General features: G+C 76.0%; 14 protein-coding genes and 1 riboswitch. Of the genes, 8 read left to right on the top strand and 6 right to left on the bottom strand.

Annotated features, from left to right (window positions below):
- Nucleotides 1-83 precede the first annotated feature (83 nt).
- A complete protein-coding gene (locus tag ACI8AB_RS02720; protein ID WP_456948851.1) occupies nt 84-905 on the bottom strand; it encodes an HAD family hydrolase in 822 nt (273 codons plus the stop codon).
- 61 nt (nt 906-966) lie between these two features.
- Nucleotides 967-1,090: riboswitch (SAM riboswitch) on the top strand.
- Between the two features lie 12 nt (nt 1,091-1,102).
- On the opposite strand from ACI8AB_RS02720, the gene thrC reads away from it, so the two are divergent.
- From thrC to ACI8AB_RS02700, 4 genes are all read left to right on the top strand, one after another.
- Nucleotides 1,103-2,404, top strand: a complete 1,302-nt coding sequence (gene thrC / locus ACI8AB_RS02715) for a threonine synthase (protein ID WP_387988036.1) — start codon at nt 1,103-1,105, stop codon at nt 2,402-2,404.
- A gap of 221 nt (nt 2,405-2,625) precedes the next feature.
- Nucleotides 2,626-2,826 carry a cold-shock protein gene (locus ACI8AB_RS02710; protein WP_387988035.1) on the top strand — a complete coding sequence of 67 codons (201 nt, stop codon included), beginning with the start codon at nt 2,626-2,628 and terminating at the stop codon, nt 2,824-2,826.
- Nucleotides 2,827-3,128: 302 nt separating this feature from the next.
- Nucleotides 3,129-4,757, top strand: a complete 1,629-nt coding sequence (gene groL / locus ACI8AB_RS02705) for a chaperonin GroEL (RefSeq protein WP_387988034.1) — start codon at nt 3,129-3,131, stop codon at nt 4,755-4,757.
- A 543-nt stretch (nt 4,758-5,300) separates the two neighbouring features.
- Entirely contained in the window at nt 5,301-6,086 is a 786-nt protein-coding gene (locus ACI8AB_RS02700; protein WP_456948850.1) for a DUF72 domain-containing protein, read from the top strand.
- Here ACI8AB_RS02700 and ACI8AB_RS02695 read toward each other — a convergent pair whose 3' ends face one another.
- The gene (locus tag ACI8AB_RS02695; protein WP_456948849.1) at nt 6,087-7,085 is read right to left on the bottom strand and encodes a Gfo/Idh/MocA family protein; all 999 of its coding nucleotides are present in this window, start codon (nt 7,083-7,085) and stop codon (nt 6,087-6,089) included.
- Between the two features lie 34 nt (nt 7,086-7,119).
- On the opposite strand from ACI8AB_RS02695, the gene ACI8AB_RS02690 reads away from it, so the two are divergent.
- Complete coding sequence (locus tag ACI8AB_RS02690) at nt 7,120-7,395, top strand: DUF4031 domain-containing protein (protein ID WP_387988030.1); 276 nt, start codon at nt 7,120-7,122, stop codon at nt 7,393-7,395.
- On the opposite strand, the gene ACI8AB_RS02685 is transcribed toward ACI8AB_RS02690, so the two are convergent.
- A complete protein-coding gene (locus ACI8AB_RS02685; RefSeq protein ID WP_456948848.1) occupies nt 7,367-7,984 on the bottom strand; it encodes an HD domain-containing protein in 618 nt (205 codons plus the stop codon). The genes ACI8AB_RS02690 and ACI8AB_RS02685 overlap by 29 nt on opposite strands.
- Complete coding sequence (locus ACI8AB_RS02680) at nt 7,981-9,252, bottom strand: ArgE/DapE family deacylase (protein WP_456948847.1); 1,272 nt, start codon at nt 9,250-9,252, stop codon at nt 7,981-7,983. The genes ACI8AB_RS02685 and ACI8AB_RS02680 overlap by 4 nt, the downstream gene beginning before the upstream one ends.
- Nucleotides 9,253-9,295: 43 nt before the next feature.
- Here ACI8AB_RS02680 and ACI8AB_RS02675 point away from each other — a divergent pair, with 43 nt between their 5' ends.
- Nucleotides 9,296-10,126 (top strand): phospholipid scramblase-related protein, encoded by an 831-nt coding sequence (locus ACI8AB_RS02675; RefSeq protein ID WP_456948846.1) that lies wholly within the window; start codon nt 9,296-9,298, stop codon nt 10,124-10,126.
- A 181-nt stretch (nt 10,127-10,307) separates the two neighbouring features.
- Here ACI8AB_RS02675 and ACI8AB_RS02670 read toward each other — a convergent pair whose 3' ends face one another.
- Nucleotides 10,308-11,696 (bottom strand): glucose-6-phosphate dehydrogenase, encoded by a 1,389-nt coding sequence (locus ACI8AB_RS02670; RefSeq protein ID WP_456948845.1) that lies wholly within the window; start codon nt 11,694-11,696, stop codon nt 10,308-10,310.
- A 179-nt stretch (nt 11,697-11,875) separates the two neighbouring features.
- Here ACI8AB_RS02670 and ACI8AB_RS02665 point away from each other — a divergent pair, with 179 nt between their 5' ends.
- Together ACI8AB_RS02665 and ACI8AB_RS02660 are read left to right on the top strand one after the other, a co-directional pair.
- Nucleotides 11,876-11,998: a hypothetical protein gene (locus tag ACI8AB_RS02665; RefSeq protein ID WP_387988025.1), complete on the top strand. Its 123-nt coding sequence runs from the start codon at nt 11,876-11,878 to the stop codon at nt 11,996-11,998.
- Nucleotides 11,999-12,099: 101 nt separating this feature from the next.
- On the top strand, nt 12,100-15,033 hold the full coding sequence (locus ACI8AB_RS02660) for a helix-turn-helix transcriptional regulator (RefSeq protein ID WP_456948844.1): 2,934 nt from the start codon (nt 12,100-12,102) through the stop codon (nt 15,031-15,033).
- A gap of 100 nt (nt 15,034-15,133) precedes the next feature.
- Here ACI8AB_RS02660 and ACI8AB_RS02655 read toward each other — a convergent pair whose 3' ends face one another.
- Nucleotides 15,134-16,924: a DEAD/DEAH box helicase gene (locus ACI8AB_RS02655; RefSeq protein WP_456948843.1), complete on the bottom strand. Its 1,791-nt coding sequence runs from the start codon at nt 16,922-16,924 to the stop codon at nt 15,134-15,136.
- Nucleotides 16,925-17,049 lie beyond the last annotated feature (125 nt).

Here is a 17,049-nt window from a genome sequence, read left to right as displayed (position 1 = left end):
AACGAGGTGTCCCGCCCCCGCAGCGGCTCCGGGCAGCAGGGGAACGGCACCCGGGCGCGGTGCGGTCCGGTGGGACCGCGGTGTCACAGGCTCGCTCGGACCGCCTGGGCCCAGCCGACGCCCATCGGCCCGTCGGTCACCGACACGTTCGGGACGGCGCCCAGCAGCCCGGCCATGCCCTCGACCTCCGCGCCGTTGGCGGTGATCCACAGCCGGCCGACGGCGGGCGCCATCTCCAGGTCGCTGGCGCTGTCGCCGATCGCGACGGCGTCCGCCGGGTCGACGCCGCGCCGCTCGAGGTCCCAGGCGATCGCCGCGCCCTTGGAGATGCCGCGCGGCATGAGGTGGTAGACCCGGGCCAGCTGCCCCTCCGGCGCCAGCCGCAGCCGGGCCGAGGCGGGGATCGCGCCGTTGTCCTTGAGCGTCAGCCAGCCCGACCCGCGCTCGGCCAGCCACGCGTCGACGGCGAGCGGGTCCACGAACCCGCGCAGCAGCGCGTCGCCGGCGTGCGTGGTGTGCCAGGGCGCGTGCCACTCGAGCCGGCCGGGGTGGGCGGCGCACAGCGCGTCGACGACGCCGAGCTCGGCCATCACGTCCATCGGCGTGCGGCCGGCGTACTCCTCGGGCAGCTCGCCGGTCAGCCCGTGCCGCTCCCGGCCGCCCTTCCACGTCACCAGCGAGCCCAGCTCGGCGATCGCGCCGTCGGCGGCGAAGATCCGCCCCGCCTCGGTGACCTGGTCGGCGGTGCGCCCGCTGACGATCACCAGCGCGACCCCGGCGGTGTGCAGCTCCAGCAGGGCCGCGGCCGGCTCGGCGGTGGGGGAGCCGTCGGCGGCGTGCCAGAAGGACCCCCGCGGTCCGACCATCGTGCCGTCGAGGTCGGTGTAGACGATGCGCGCAGCCACGGCGCCCAGCATGGCCGGGGCCGGGGGCGGTCCCGGCAGCCGGGTAGAGTCGGGCCCGTTCCACTCATCCAGAGGGGCAGAGGGACACGGCCCGGTGAAGCCCCGGCAACCGCGCTCGCGCGAGCGGCGAGAGGTGCCAATTCCGTCCCGCGCGGCTCGACGGCCCGACGCGGGGAAGATGAGGAGGTAGTCGTCGCATGACCCTGACCGCACCCGGTTCCCTGCAGGCCGACAGCTCGGCCGGCGGCCCCGTGCCGCCCAGCCCCGCCCGTGGCCTCGTCTGTCGCAACTGCGGCGCCACCTTCGGCCTCGTCGCCGAGCACGCCTGCGCCCAGTGCTTCGGCCCGCTGGAGGTCGACTACGACCCCGAGCTCATGGCCGCCGTCACCCGCGAGCAGATCGAGGCGGGCCCGCAGAACATCTGGCGCTACGCCGCGCTGCTGCCGGTGGGCCAGGACCCGGCCGACCGCGTCTCCCTCGACCCGGGCATGACCCCGCTGGTCCGCGCCGACCGGCTCGCCGCCGAGCTCGGCATCACCGGCGGGCTGTGGGTCAAGGACGACTCGGCCAACCCCACGCACTCGTTCAAGGACCGCGTGGTCAGCCTCGCCGCCACCGCCGCGAAGGGGCTGGGCTACCGCAAGATCGCCGCGGCCTCCACCGGCAACCTGGCCAACTCGGTGGCCGCGCACGCCGCCCGCGCGGGCCTGCCGTCGTTCGTCTTCATCCCGTCCGACCTCGAGCCCGGCAAGGTCGTGCAGTCGGCGGTCTACGGCCAGACGCTGGTCGCCGTCGACGGGTCCTACGACGACGTCAACCGGCTGACCAGCGAGCTCGCCGAGACCGACGAGTTCGAGGACACCGCCTTCGTCAACCAGAACGTGCGGCCCTACTACGCCGAGGGCTCCAAGACGATGGGCTACGAGATCGCCGAGCAGCTCGGCTGGCGCATCCCGGCCCAGGTCGTCATCCCGATGGCGTCGGGCTCGCTGCTCACCAAGGTGGACAAGGCCTGGCGGGAGCTGGTGAAGGCCGGGATCGTCGCGGATACCGAGTGGCGGGTCTTCGGCGCCCAGTCGGCCGGCTGCGACCCGATCGCCACCGCCTTCGACAACGGCTGGGACGTCGTCAAGCCGGTCAAGCCCACCGGGATCGCGAAGTCGCTGAACATCGGCAACCCCGCCGACGGCCCGTACGCGCTCGACGCCATCCGCCGCACCGGCGGCGCCGTCGGCCGGGTCGGCGACGAGCAGATCGTCCAGGGCATCCGCGACCTCGCCCGCACCACCGGCGTCTTCGCCGAGACCGCCGGCGGCGTGACCGTCGCGGTGCTGCGGCAGCTGGTCGAGGACGGGCGGCTGGACCCGAGCCGGGAGACCGTCGTCCTCAACACCGGCGAGGGCCTCAAGACCCTCGACCCGCTGCTGCCGGTGGTCGGCCCGACCCACCGGGTGGAGCCGTCGCTGCGGTCGGTCCGGTCCGCGGGGCTCATCGGCTGAGCCCCCGCGGGAGGCGTAGGCTCACGGGCGACGTCGATCCGGCGGGTGACGTCCCCCCGGATCGTCCCCGAGTCGTGTGTCCAGGATCTCCCCACAGCGGCGTGCCTGTTGTACCGTCTCGCGCGGTCGTCAGTTCCACGCACGTGTCCGACGGGCGGAAGAGCTGTACCCCGGTCCCCGGATCACGGGGACCGTCCGCACGCACCAACGTGGGAGCACACGTGGCACAGGGCACCGTGAAGTGGTTCAACGCCGAGAAGGGCTTCGGCTTCATCGCCGTCGACGGCGGCCAGGACGTCTTCGTCCACTACTCGGCCATCCAGATGGACGGGTACAAGAGCCTCGACGAGGGCCAGCGGGTGACCTTCGAGGTCGTCCAGGGCGAGAAGGGTCCGCAGGCCGACTCGGTCCGCGTCGCCTGAGCACCTCCCCACCTCCGTGCTGCGGCCCGGTCCCCTCCGCGGGAGCCGGGCCGCAGCCGTTCCCGGACCACCGCCCCCGCCGCCGGCCCGACCGGGAACAGGCGGCACCCACCCCCCGTTCTTGCACTCGGCAGGGGCGAGTGCCAGACTTCCGGTTGGCACTCGACAGTGCCGAGTGCCAATCAGGTCGGAACGGTGAGGCACAGGAGCGCGGGCCACATGGGAGCCCGCCGCACCGGTGTCGTCCGTCGCGGGCGCCGGTCCCGGCCGTGCAGCGATCCATGCATGGAGGACATCACCACATGGCCAAGATGATCGCCTTCGAGGAAGAGGCGCGCCGCGGTCTCGAGCGGGGCATGAACACCCTCGCCGACGCCGTCAAGGTGACGCTCGGCCCCAAGGGCCGCAACGTCGTCCTCGAGAAGAAGTGGGGCGCTCCCACCATCACCAACGACGGTGTGAGCATCGCCAAGGAGATCGAGCTCGAGGACCCCTGGGAGAAGATCGGCGCCGAGCTGGTCAAGGAGGTCGCGAAGAAGACCGACGACGTCGCGGGTGACGGCACCACCACCGCCACCGTGCTGGCCCAGGCGCTCGTCCGCGAGGGTCTGCGCAACGTCGCCGCCGGCGCCAACCCGATGGCCCTGAAGAAGGGCATCGAGAAGGCCGTCGCCTCGGTCACCGAGTACCTCCTCTCGACCGCCAAGGACGTCGAGACCAAGGAGCAGATCGCCGCCACCGCGTCGATCTCCGCCGCCGACGCCGCCATCGGTGAGCTCATCGCCGAGGCGATGGACAAGGTCGGCAAGGAAGGCGTCATCACCGTCGAGGAGAGCAACACCTTCGGCCTCGAGCTCGAGCTCACCGAGGGCATGCGCTTCGACAAGGGCTACATCTCGCCCTACTTCGTCACCGACGCCGAGCGTATGGAGGCCGTCCTCGACGACCCGTACGTGCTCGTCGTCAACTCGAAGATCAGCTCGGTCAAGGACCTGCTCCCGCTGCTGGAGAAGGTCATGCAGTCGGGCAAGCCGCTGGCCATCATCGCCGAGGACGTCGAGGGCGAGGCCCTCGCGACCCTGGTCGTGAACAAGATCCGCGGCACCTTCAAGTCGGTCGCCGTCAAGGCCCCCGGCTTCGGTGACCGCCGCAAGGCCATGCTGACCGACATCGCCATCCTCACCGGTGGCCAGGTCATCAGCGAGGAGGTCGGCCTCAAGCTCGACACCGCCGACGTCTCCCTCCTGGGCCGCGCCCGCAAGGTCGTCGTCACCAAGGACGAGACGACGATCGTCGAGGGCTCGGGCGACAGCGACCAGATCGCCGGCCGGGTGAACCAGATCCGCGCCGAGATCGAGAAGTCGGACTCCGACTACGACCGCGAGAAGCTGCAGGAGCGCCTGGCCAAGCTGGCCGGTGGCGTCGCCGTCATCAAGGCCGGCGCCGCGACCGAGGTCGAGCTCAAGGAGCGCAAGCACCGCATCGAGGACGCGGTGCGCAACGCCAAGGCCGCCGTCGAGGAGGGCATCGTCGCCGGTGGTGGCGTCGCCCTGGCGCAGGCCACCGCCGTCGCGTTCGAGAAGCTGGACCTCGAGGGTGACGAGGCCACCGGTGCCAACATCGTGCGCGTCGCGCTCGAGGCGCCGCTGAAGCAGATCGCCGTCAACGCCGGCCTCGAGGGCGGCGTCGTGGCGGAGAAGGTGCGCAACTCCGAGGTGGGCCACGGCCTCAACGCCGCCACCGGCGAGTACGTGGACCTGGTCGCGGCCGGCATCATCGACCCGGCCAAGGTCACCCGCTCGGCGCTGCAGAACGCCGCCTCCATCGCGGCGCTCTTCCTCACCACCGAGGCCGTCATCGCCGACAAGCCGGAGAAGGCCGCCCCGGCCATGCCCGGTGGCGACGGCGGCATGGGCGGCATGGACTTCTGAGTCCCGCCCCCTCGCAACACCAGCAACGCCCGGCAGGGGCGGTCCCGCATCGCGCGGGGCCGCCCCTGTCGGCGTCCACGGGGCCGGACACGCACACATCGCGGAGGACGTCGCCGCCGCCGACGCGGACACGGTCGACCGCTCCGCGCGTGGTGAGCCTGACCGGACACCGCTCCGGGCACTGCCCGGCCGGCCGGCGGGTCGACGCCGGCTCTGACCGGCGCCCCTGTGATCACTTCTGGTCCAGCGGGGTCTCCCGGCACTCGGGAGCCCGCTGCGCACGAGGTGATCACGCCGATGGCGCGCAGGTGCGGGGAAGACGACGTCCCAGCCGATCTGCCCGGCGTCCTCCTCAGGCTCGTGGCCCGGCCGGTCGTCCGAGGCCGGCACCACCGTGGCGCCAGCGGCCTGCAGCGCCGCGGTCCTCGATCGGCACGGGCACGTCGCGCTCGCGTGGCGTGCCGTCGGGCAGGGCGTCGCGGCGGACGGGTCCTCGGAGCGGGCGGGTGCGTCGGGCAGGAGCGCGCAGGGTAGGCCGACGTCGTGGCCGTGGTGATCGGGACCTCGGGGTGGCAGTACCGCGACTGGCGTGGCCGCTTCTACCCGCAGCGCCTGCCGCAGCGGCTGTGGCTGGAGCACCACGCCCGGCACTTCGCCACCGTGGAGAGCAACGCCGCGTTCTACCGGCTGCCCGAGCGGGACACCTTCGCCGCCTGGCGCGAGCGCACCCCGCCCGACTACCGCTGGGCGGTCAAGGCCAGCCGCTTCCTCACCCACGTCAAGCGGCTGCGCGAGCCCGAGGAGCCGGTGGCCCGGCTGGTGGAGCACGCCGCGGGCCTCGGCGACCGCCTCGACGTCGTCCTGCTGCAGCTGCCGCCCACGCTGCGGGCCGACGCCGGGCTGCTGCGCGACTGCCTCGCCTGCTTCCCGCCGGGCATCCGGGTCGCCGTCGAGCCCCGGCACGAGAGCTGGTGGACCGACGAGGTCCGGGCGCTGCTGGAGCGCTACGGCGCCGCGCTGTGCTGGGCCGACCGCGCCGAGCGGCCGGTCACGCCGCTGTGGCGGACGGCGGGCTGGGGCTACCTGCGCCTGCACACCGGCGCCGAGGGCTGGGCCTACCCCCCGGCCGTGCTCGACCAGTGGGCGCAGCGCCTGGCGGAGGCGTACACCGACGACGAGGACGTGTTCGCGTACCTGAACAACGACCCGGGCGGCGCCGCCGTCGTCGACGCGGTCACCCTGGCCGGCGCGGTCCGCCGGGCCGGCCGCACGCCCACCCGGGTGCCGACGCCGGAGGAGGCGAGCGGTGCGGCGTGGGCCGCCGCCTGATCAGCCGAGGACGTGCGGGTCCTCGCGGTGCCGCACGCCGAGCTGCTCCGCGGCGCGCCCCAGGACCTCCTGCACGGCGAGGGTGTCGGCCAGCGGCACGACCGCGGACTCGGTGCGTCCCTCCTGCAGGCACCGCGTGACCTCGGCGAGCTCGTGCGAGTACCCGACCCCGGCCGCCGGGCGGGTGATCTCCTCGGGCTCGGCGCCGGTGCGGTGCAGCACGATCGTGGCCGGGTGGTGGAAGCGGGGGAGGACGTCGATCCAGCCGCCGGTGCCGAACACCCGCGCCTGCCCCGGCGTCGGGTAGCGCAGCGAGGTGGTCAGCGTGGCAGAGCGGCCGTCCTCCCAGCCGAGCAGCAGCGCCGCCTCGGCGTCGGCGCCGGTGGGGTAGGTGGACCCGGCGGCGGTGACGGTGTCGGGGGTGCCCAGCACCATCTGGGCGAACGAGACGACGTAGACGCCGAGGTCGAGCAGCGCGCCGCCGCCGAGCTCGAGGGCGAACAGCCGGTCGGCGGGGTCGTAGACGCGGTCGACGCCGAGGTCGGCCTGCACCGAGCGCACCTCGCCGATCGCGCCGTCGGCGATCAGCTCCCGCATGCGGACGACGGCCGGCTGGAAGCGCGTCCACATCGCCTCCATGACGAACACCCCGTTCGCCCGGGCGGCGTCCACCACCTCCTGCGCGCCCGCGGTGGTGGCGGTGAACGTCTTCTCCACCAGCAGCGCCTTGCCCGCCTCGATCGCGGCGAGCGCGATCGCGTGGTGCTGCGGGTGCGGGGTGGCGACGTAGAGGACGTCGACGTCGGGGTCGGCGAGGATCTCCGCGTAGGAGCCGTGGGCGCGCTCCAGCCCGTGCTGCTGCGCGAACGCCTGCGCCCGGTCGGCCGAGCGGGACGCCACGGCCACCGGCCGCGCGCCCTCCACGTGCGCGAAGTCGCCCATCACGCTCTGCGCGATGCGCCCCGGCCCGACGATGCCCCAGCGGATCTGCTCGCTCACGGCGACGACGCTAGTCGCCGGGCAGACTGCACCCGTGGCCGTGCTGATCGACAGTCCCGTCTGGCCGTGGCGGGGACGCCGCTGGTCGCACCTGGTCAGCGACGTGTCGCACGACGAGCTGCACGCCTTCGTCGCCGCCGAGCTCGGCATCCCGCGCCGGGCCTTCCAGGGCGACCACTACGACGTCCCCGAGGACCTCTACGACGTCGCGGTGGCCGCCGGCGCCGAGCCGGTCGGGGCGCGCGAGCTGCTCGCCCGGCTGACGGCCGCGGGGCTGCGGGTCAGGAAGCGCGACCGCGCAGCAGGGTGAGCTCGGCGGCGAGGTTGGCCCGCGCCCGCGGCTCCCACTCCCCCGTCGCCGCCAGCCGGTAGAGCGCCGGCAGCGCCAGCAGGGCCTCCAGGACGGCGATCCGCCCGGCGGTGAACACCTCGTCGGACAGGTGCCCGTACTCCTCGCGGACGGCCGAGGCGTAGGCGGCGTACGCCTCGGGCGGCCCGGCGAGGACGGCGAGGTCGGCATCGCAGAGGACGGCGCCGTTCGCGTCGCCGTCGGCCGCGTCGTGGCCGGCGGTCAGCAGCACCAGCCGGACCACCTCGTCCAGCCGCTCCGGAGGCACCAGGCCGGCCAGCCCCGCGCGCGCCCGCCCGGCGCTGGCCTGCTCGTTGTCGCTCCTCCGGGGGTCGTAGACCACGTCGTGGTACCAGGCGGCCAGCGCGACGGCGGCCGGGTCGTCCGCGGCCGCGCCGAGCGCGCCGACCAGCCCGAGGACGGCGGCCAGGTGGTGCAGGTCGTGGTAGCGGCGGTGCGGCTCGCTCCAGGCGGTGACGACGGCGGCCCACTCGTCGCGCGCGGCGGGGGAGTCGCCGGTCAGGGCCGCGAAGTCCTCGTAGGCGATCACGTGACCCCGCAGCGGCGCAGGGTGAGCAGCGCCAGCGCGCGGGCCACGGCGGTCACGTCGGCCACCGGCACCCGCTCGGCCGGGCCGTGCGCGAGGTGCAGGTCGCCCGGGCCCAGGTGCAGCGCGGGGACGCCCGCGGCCGCGTACAGCCGCAGGTCGGTGCCGGCCGCCACCGCCCGCTCCGGCGGCGGCGGTCCGCCCGCGTCGACGACGGCGCCCCGGACCTGCCCGAGCAGCTCGTGGCCCGCCGGCAGCTGCCCGCTGGCGAACGCGCCGCCGGTCCACGTGACCCGCACCGGGTGCGCGGCCAGCCACGGGTGCCCGGCGCAGAACGCCGCCAGCCGCTCCTCGAACGCCGCGCGGGCCGCCTCGACCGGCTCGCCCAGCCGCACGCCGTAGCGGCCCTCGGCGACCAGCCGGTCGGGCACGCTGGAGGCCCAGTCGCCGGCGCGCACCGTGCCGATCGACAGCCCGAACGGGAACCGCTCGCCGGCGAAGCGGAGGTCGGCGTCGCGCTGCCGCTCCGCCTCGAACGCGCGCAGGTCGGCGTGCACCTGCGCGAACAGCTCCACGGCGCTGACGCCGCGGTCGCGCACCGCCGCGTGGGCCGCGTGGCCGGTCACCTCCAGCCGGAAGGTCAGCGCGCCGGCCGCCGCGGTGACGACGGCGCCGTCGGTGGGCTCGGGGATGACGCAGGCGTCGCCGCGGTGCCCGCGGGCGAGGGTGGCCCACGCGCCCAGGCCGCCGTCCTCCTCGCCGACGACGCTGTGCAGCGCCACCGGCCGGCGCAGGCGCACGCCCGCGGCGCGGACCGCGGCCAGCGCGGCGAGCGCCGAGACCAGGCCGCCCTTCATGTCGCAGGCGCCGCGGCCGTGCACCGCGCCGCCGTCGAGCCGCGGGGTGAACGGGTCGCCGGCCCACAGTGCGCGGTCGCCGGTCGGGACGACGTCGGTGTGCCCGCACAGCACCAGCGCCGGGTCGCCGTCGTCGGTGCCGGGCAGCGTGCCGACGACGCCCCACGCCTCGTCGCGCTCGACCTCCTGGCCGGGCGCGTCCGGCGCGGTGGCGGCCGCCGCGAGGTCGATCGCCCAGCGGTCGACGTCGCAGCCCAGCGCGTCGAGCTCGCCGGCGACCAGGGCCTGCGCCTCGCTCTCGGCCGCGGTGCCGCCCACCGAGGGGACGGCGACCAGGCGGCACAGCAGGCCGACCGCGGCGGCCTCGTCGACGGCGTCCAGGACGGCGGCCTCGGCACGGCTCAGGTCGGGCACGGCTCGGCAGTCTGGCACGGGGGCGGCGGTTACCGTCGCCGCCGTGACACAGCCCCTCCCGCCGCCCGGCTGGTACCCCGACCCCGCCGGCAGCGGCGGCTCCCGCTGGTGGGACGGTCGGACGTGGACCGAGCACGTCCAGCAGCCGGCCCCGCAGCCCCCGGTCCCGCGGTCCCCGGTCCCGCAGCAGGCGCCGGTCCAGCAGCCGGTCCAGCCGGCGTACGGCGGCCAGCAGCAGTACGGCCCGCAGCAGCAGTACGGCGCCCAGCCGCGCCGCTCGGTGCTGCACGACCAGCCGGTGCTGCTGGTCGACCAGAAGACCAAGCTGGTCGAGCTGACCAACGAGTACGCCGTCCTCGACGGCAACGGCACGCAGATCGGCGCCGTCGTCGAGGTCGGGCAGTCGGCGGCCAGGAAGGTCGTCCGCTTCGTGAGCAGCCTCGACCAGTACCTCACCCACCGCCTCGAGGTGCGCGACGCGTACGGGCCGGTCCTCGTGCTCACCCGCCCGGCGAAGCTGGTCAAGTCGCGGGTCGTCGTCGAGACGCCCGAGGGCGCTCCGGTGGGGGAGATCGTCCAGGCCAACGTGTTCGGCCGGATCCGCTTCGACCTCGTGGTGGGCGGTCAGCTCGCCGGCGCGATCCAGGCGGAGAACTGGCGGGCCTGGGACTTCTCGATCACCGACTCCCCGGGGAACGGGGTCGCCCGCATCACCAAGACGTGGGAGGGCCTGGCGCGCACGCTGTTCACCACCGCCGACCGCTACGTCGTGCGGGTGCACGCCCGGCTGCCCGAGCCGCTGGCGAGCCTGGTGCTGGCCTCGGCGCTGACCGTCGACACGGCGCTCAAGCAGGACTCCCGCGGATTCGGCTGATCCGCGCGTGTCGCGGCCGGGAGCGGGGTACCGTCGGTGGTGTCCGGACCGGGCGATCTGTGTCCCCGGGTGCCAATTGGATACCGCCTTCGCGGACCACCGCCCCGGCCTCGGCCGGGGGTCTGGAGCCGCGTCGTGCTTCTCGCCGCGAGGCGACCAGAGCCCGGTCCGGACCCATCCCTCAGCTCCCCAGCACCCAGCCGCCGGGGTCGGCCAGGGCAGCCGCCTCCGCGGGCCCCCAGGAGCCCGGCTCGTAGGGGCGCACCTCCGGCCGGGCCCCGAGCACCGGCGCGACCGCCCGCCACGCCCGCGCCAGCCCGCTGCTGGTGGTGAACAGCGACCGGTCGCCGACCAGGACGTCGTGGAGCAGCGTGGCGTAGGGCGGCAGCGGCTCGCCCTCGGGCACCGCGCCCAGGTCCAGCGACGCCTCCGCCACCGACAGCTCCAGCTCCGGCCCCGGGCGCTTGGCCACCAGCCCGAGGTCCAGCGCGCCGGCACCCGACAGCGACAGCGAGACGGTGTTCCCGCCGCCGGGCACCGCGCCCACCGGGCCGTCGGGCCGGCGCAGCACCAGCGTGACCCGCTGCTGGCTGTCGGCCATCCGCTTGCCGGTGCGCAGCAGGAACGGGACGCCGTGCCAGCGGTCGGTGTCGATCCACAGCCGCGCCGCGACGAAGGTGTCGGTCGTGCTGTCGTCGGCGACGCCCTCGAGGTCCCGGTAGCCGGTGAACTGCCCGAGGACGACGTCCTCGCGGGCCAGCGGCCGGAACGCCGCGACCACCGCCTCGCGGGCCTCCTGCAGGTCGCCCGGGGTCAGCGACACCGGCGGCTCCATCGCCACCTCGGCGGCCACCTGGAACAGGTGGGTGACCAGCATGTCGAGGGTGGCGCCGGTGGCGTCGTAGAACTCGGCGCGGTCGGCGACGTCGAGGGTCTCGGGGACGTCGACCTGCACCTGCGCCACGTGCTCCCGGCTCCACACCGAGGAGAACAGCCCGTTGGCGAAGCGCAGCACGTGCAGGTCCTGGGTGGCCTCCTTGCCGAGGAAGTGGTCGATGCGGAAGACCTGCTCCTCGTCGAGCACCGCGTGCACCAGCTCGTCGAGCTCGCGGAACCCCTCGGGTGAGGTGCCGTAGGGCTTCTCGTAGACGACGCGGGCGCCGTCGGCCAGCCCGTGGGCGTCCAGGGCCCGGGTGATGCCGCCGAACGCCTCGGGCGGGACGGCGAGGTAGTGCACGAGCTGGACGTCGTCGCCGAGCTCCTCACGGGCGCGGGCCACGGCGTCGGGCAGCTGCCCGGGGTCGTCCGGGGCGAAGCCGCCGCCGGCGAAGCGCAGCCGCTCGGGCAGCCCCTCGGCGGGCTCCCCGTCGCCGTGCTCGGCCAGGGCGTCGCGGACCAGGTCGCGGAACTCGTCGTCGGAGCGCTCGCCGCGGCCGCTGCCGACGATCCGCCAGTCCGGCGGGAGCAGCCCGCGGCGCTGCAGGACGTCGAAGGCCGGCAGCACCATGCGCGCGGCCAGGTCGCCGGTGGCGCCGAACAGGACGAAGACGGTGGGGCGGAGGTCGGCCATGAGCCCAGCCTCGCCGCACGGCCCCTCAGGCGCGCGCCGGGTGCGTCTGAGGGGGCCTCAGGCGCCGGGGGTGGGCGGGGGACTGCCCGGTCGCCCGATGCCCGCGCCGCCGCCTCAGCACGACCGTGGTCGCCGTCCCCACCGGACAGGCACACGGACACAGACGCGAGGAGCCCACCGTGACCATCTACCCCAACCCCGGACTCGAGGCCGAGCTCGCCTACCGGCGCGAGGTCCTGCGGGAGCTCGGCCGCGGCACCCGCACCCGCCGCGGGCCGTGGCGCTCCCGGCGGTCCCGCTGACGGAGGACCCCCTCCTCGCCGCCCCCCGCAGGCCCGGGGCGGTGCCCTGGAGGGGGCCGCCGGCGGCCGTCCGGTCGGCGGCCCGTGCCACGATCGCCGACGTGGCGCGGTGGGACGAGCGGCCCCTGGTGGGGCGGGCGGCTGAGCTGGCCACCCTCCTGTCCGCCGTCGACCGGGCGGTCGCCGGCCGCGGCGCGGCCGTGCTGGTCGCGGGGGACGCCGGCGTCGGCAAGTCCCGCCTGCTCGACGAGCTGACGGGGCGCGCGACCGCCCGCGGCCTGCGGGTGCTCACCGGCCACTGCGTCGACCTCGGCGAGGTCGGCCTGCCCTACCTGCCCTTCGTCGACCTGCTGCGTCCCGTCGCCGACGAGCTCGGCGACGGTGCCGCCGCGCTGTTCGCCGCGCGGTCGGCCGCCGCGCGCGAGTCCGAGGCGGCCGACCTGGGCAGCCCGGTCCGCGCACTCCGGCCGCCGGTCGACGACGGCCGGCTGCAGCTGTTCGAGGCGGTGGCCACCGCGCTGTCCGGGCTCGCCGCCGACACCCCGCTGCTGGTGGTGCTCGAGGACCTGCACTGGGCCGACCGTTCCAGCCGCGACCTGGTCCGCTACCTGCTGGCCCGGCTGACCGGCGAGCCGGTCGCCGTCGTCGCCTCCTACCGCTCCGACGACCTGCACCGCCGCCACCCGCTGCGGCCGCTGCTCGCCGAGCTGGTCCGGCTGCCCGGTGTCGAGCGGCTGGACCTCGGCCCGCTGCCCGACGCCGACGTCGAGCAGCTGGTGCGCGGGCTGGCCGCGGGCGTGCCCGACCGCACCGTCGACGACGTCGTCGCCCGCGCGGAGGGCAACGCCTTCTACGCCGAGGAGCTGCTGGCCGCGGGCCTCGCCGGGGAGTCGCTGCCGCTGCTGCTCACCGACGTGCTGCTGGCCCGGGTCGAGCAGCTGACCCCGGCCGGGCAGCAGGTGCTGCGGGTGGCCGCGGTCGCCGGCCGGCGGGTGCGGCACGAGCTCGTCGCGGCGGTGGGCGGGCTGGCGCCCGCCGACCTGGAGGCGGCGCTCGGCGAGGCGGTGCACTCGCACCTGCTCGTCGTCGACCCCGACGGCGCCTACCGCTTCCGGCACGCCCTGGTGCGCGAGGCCGTGCTGGCCGACCTGCTGCCCGGCGAGCGGGTCCGGCTGCACGCCGCCGTCGCCGCGCACCTCGCCGGCGTCCCGGGGGCGGGCACCGCGGCCGAGCGGGCGCACCACCTGCGGGAGAGCAACGACCTGGCCGGCGCCCTGTCGGCCTCCCTGGACGCCGCCGACGAGGCGCGCCGGCTGGCGGCCCCGGCCGAGCAGCTGCAGCACCTGGAGGCGGTGCTCGCACTGTGGCCGGCGGTGCCCGACGCGGCGGCGCGGGCCGGGCGGTCGCAGGCGGAGCTGCTGCTGGACACCGCGGCCGCCGCCCGCCGCGGCGGGGAGCTGCACCGGGCGGTGGCGCTGCTGCGCTCGGCGCAGGACCTGCTCGGCCCGGACGGCGACCGGGAGCTGCGCGCGCGGGTGCACTCGACGCTGGCGCAGGCGCTGGGGCGGATCGAGGACCAGGCCGCCGCGCTGCGGGAGAGCACGGCGGCGATGGCGCTGGTGCCGGCCGTCCCGCCGTCGCCGGTGCGCACCTGGGCGGCGGCCACGCACGCCCGCGTCTGCTACGACGTCGGCCGCCGCGCCGAGGGCGACGCCGCCGCCGAGGAGGCGCTGGCCGCGGCCGACGCGCTGGGGCTCGACGCCGCGTGGGCCGACGTCGCGGTGTCGCTGGCCCGCTCGCGCGGCGGGGAGGAGCTGCCCGCGCGGCTGGAGGAGGCGCTGGCCCGCGCCCGCCGGTCGGGGGACCCCGACGTCGAGATGCGGGTGCTGTTCAACCTGGCCATCGTCGCCTACGAGGCCGGCTGCTCGGGCGAGACGCTGCGGTGGAGCGACACCGCGCTGGCGCGGGCCGCCGAGCTCGGCGTCGAGTGGTCCTTCTACGCCGCGGAGCTGCGCCACCTCGGCGTCGTCTCGCGGTACGTCGTCGGCGACTGGGACGGCAGCCTGGCGCTGGCCGACCGGCTCGCCCGGGTGCCCGAGATGGCCGCGCACGTGCGGGCGGCGGGGCTGCTCGTGCAGGTCGGCCGCGGCGACCCGGCCGCCGCGGAGCGGATCGCCTGGGCGCGCGGCCTGGTCGGCCGGCTGGACGCGCACGTGCTGCTGCTCCTGGCCACGGCCGGGGCGGAGATCGACCTGGCCGCGTGGGCCGGCGACCCGGCCACCGCCCTGGCCACCGCGCGGTCGGCCACGCAGACGCTGACCGGCCTGTGGGGCGACGACCGGCTGGCCGTCGTCCGGCTCGCCGCGACCGCGCTGGCGCCGGTCGGCGACGCGGCGGCCACCGCCCGGCTCACCGGCGACGCCGCCGCGGAGCGCGAGTGGACGGCGGCGGGGGAGTCGCTGGTGGCGATCGCCCGCTCGGCGGTGGAGGCGCACGCCCGCCTGATCGGCCCGCACGGCGTCGAGGCGGCGGCCTGGATCGCGAGGGTGGAGGCCGAGGCGGCGCGGCTGGCCGGGCGCCCGTCGCCGGAGCTGTGGGCGGCCGCGGTCGAGGCCTTCGGCTACGGGCACGTGTACGAGCAGGCCCGGAGCCGGTGGCGGCTGGCCGAGGCGCTGGTCGCCGCCGGCGACCGGGAGGCCGCACTGGAGCCGCTGACCCGGGCCGCTGACGCCGCGCGCGAGCTGGGCGCGGCGCCGCTGCTGGCCGCGGTCACCGCGCTGGCCCGCCGGGCGCGGCTGGAGCTGCCCGGCGCCGGGCGGGTGGTGGAGACGGCGGCGGTGTTCACCCCGCGCGAGACCGAGGTGCTGGCCCTGCTCGCCCGCGGCCGCACCAACCGGCAGATCGGCGGCGAGCTCTACATCAGCGAGAAGACCGCCAGCGTGCACGTGAGCAACATCCTGGCCAAGCTCGGCGCCGGCTCCCGCACCGAGGCCGTGGCCCTGGCCGCCGCGAGGGGCCTGCTGCCCACCGGCTGACCGGGCCTCCGGGACGATCACGGAGCTGCGGTGGCGACACCCCGGGCGGAGTCGGCGTGTCGCCACGCGGGCGCCGTGATCGCGGGGACGCGGCGCCGCCTCAGAGCATCGTGCGCAGGCGCTCGCGACGGGCGCGCAGGACCTCGACCGGCGCCGAGGCCGACGGCGGCCCGGGCACGTGCTGGCGCAGCTGCGTGTGCACCACCGCGTGCGGCGTCGACGTCTTCGCTGACACCCGGCTGACCAGGCGGTTGATCTCCCGCCGCAGCTCGGCGACGTCGCGCCAGCCGCGGCCGGCGTCGTCCTCGTCGGGGTGGTCCTCGACGATCGGCAGCTCGCCGGTGTCCTCCTCGTGCACCCGCTGGGCGATCCGCAGCCGCAGCTCGTCGTCGCGCTTGGCCAGCAGCGACGCCGTCTGCTCGGCCGTGAGCAGGCCGGGGATGCCGAGGAACTCCTCGTCCTCCGGCGCGACGGCGACCGCGCCGGAGCCCTCGCCGGTGTGCGCCGTCCCGCCGTGCAGCACGTGCGCGAACCGGGCCTCGGCCTCCAGCGCCTCCCACTGCTTGAGGCCGACCGCCTCGCGCTCCTTGGGCGGCAGCGGGTCGAGGTCGAGCGCCTCGGGGTCCTTCGCCTTCGGCGGCGGCATGACGTGGTTGCGTTCCTTCTCCATGGACGCCGCCAGCGAGAGCAGCGGCCGCACCGCGGGGAGGAACACCGTCGCCGTCTCGTGCGACGCCCGGGAGCGGACGACGCGGCCGACGGCCTGGGCGAAGAACAGCGGCGTGCGGTAGGAGGTCATCCACGCCAGGACGGCGGCGCGCGGGACGTCGACGCCCTCGGAGATCATCCGCACGCACACGGCGATCCGCGCGGACCCGGCCGAGAAGCGCTCGATCTTCTTCGACGCCTTGGGGTCGTCGGACAGGATCAGCTCGGGCGCCTTGCCGGTGATCCGCTTGACGATGCGGGCGTAGGCGCGGGCGTCGTCCTGGTCGCTGGCGAGGATCAGCCCCGCGGCGTCGGGCATGCCGCCGTGCTCGCGCAGCTGGGTGATCCGGTCGTCCATCGCGGCGACGACGTGCGGCACCCACTGGCCCTTGGGGTCCAGCGCGGTGCGCCAGGCGGCCATCTCCACCGAGCGGGTGCCGGCCTCCGACAGCGACGCGGCCACGACCTCACCGGCCGAGTTCCGCCAGCGCGAGGTGCCGGTGTAGGCGGCGAAGACGACCGGGCGGACGACGTCGTCGGCCAGCGCCTCCTTGTAGCCGTAGGTGTAGTCGGCGCGGCTGACCAGCCCCGCGCCGGCCTCCCCGGCGTCGCCCTCGAAGCCGTCCTCCTCGTAGCGCACGAAGGGGATCCGCTCGTCGGGCTTGGTGCGGAACGGCGTCCCGGTCAGGCACAGCCTGCGGGCGGCGAAGCCGTAGGCCTCCTCGATCGCCTCGCCCCACGACAGGCCGTCGCCGGCGTGGTGCACCTCGTCGAGGACCACCAGCGTCTTGACGGCGGTGGCGCGGGCGGCGTGCAGCATCGGCTTGCCCGCGACCTGCGCGTACGTCGTCACGTAGCCCTGGGTGCCGGCGCGCACCGGGCCGACGGCGTTGGTGAGGCCCGGGTCGAGGACGATGCCCATCCGGTCGGCGGCGTCGGCCCACTGCATCCGCAGGTGGTCGGTCGGGCAGACCACGATCACCCGGGCCACCTCGCGCCGCTGCAGCAGCCGCGAGGCCAGGGTCAGCGCGAAGGTGGTCTTGCCGGCGCCCGGGGTCGCGGTGACCAGGAAGTCCTTGGGGGAGGACTCCTCGTAGCGCTCGAGCGCCGCCTGCTGCCAGGCCCGGAGCGGTCGGCTGGTCGTCTGCGGGGCGACCGCCCCCGCCCGTGCTGCACTCGCCATCTCGCGGACCATCCTGCCTGGCGCACGGCGGACACGCCCGACCGGCCACCTCCCGCGCGCCCGCCCGCGGCCGTCGTATACGCGGTCCGCGGCACGCGCCTGACCTGCGGTGACGCCCGCGCCGA

Source organism: Geodermatophilus sp. SYSU D00698 (assembly GCF_054050335.1).
This window is presented reverse-complemented; position numbering and strand designations above follow the sequence as displayed.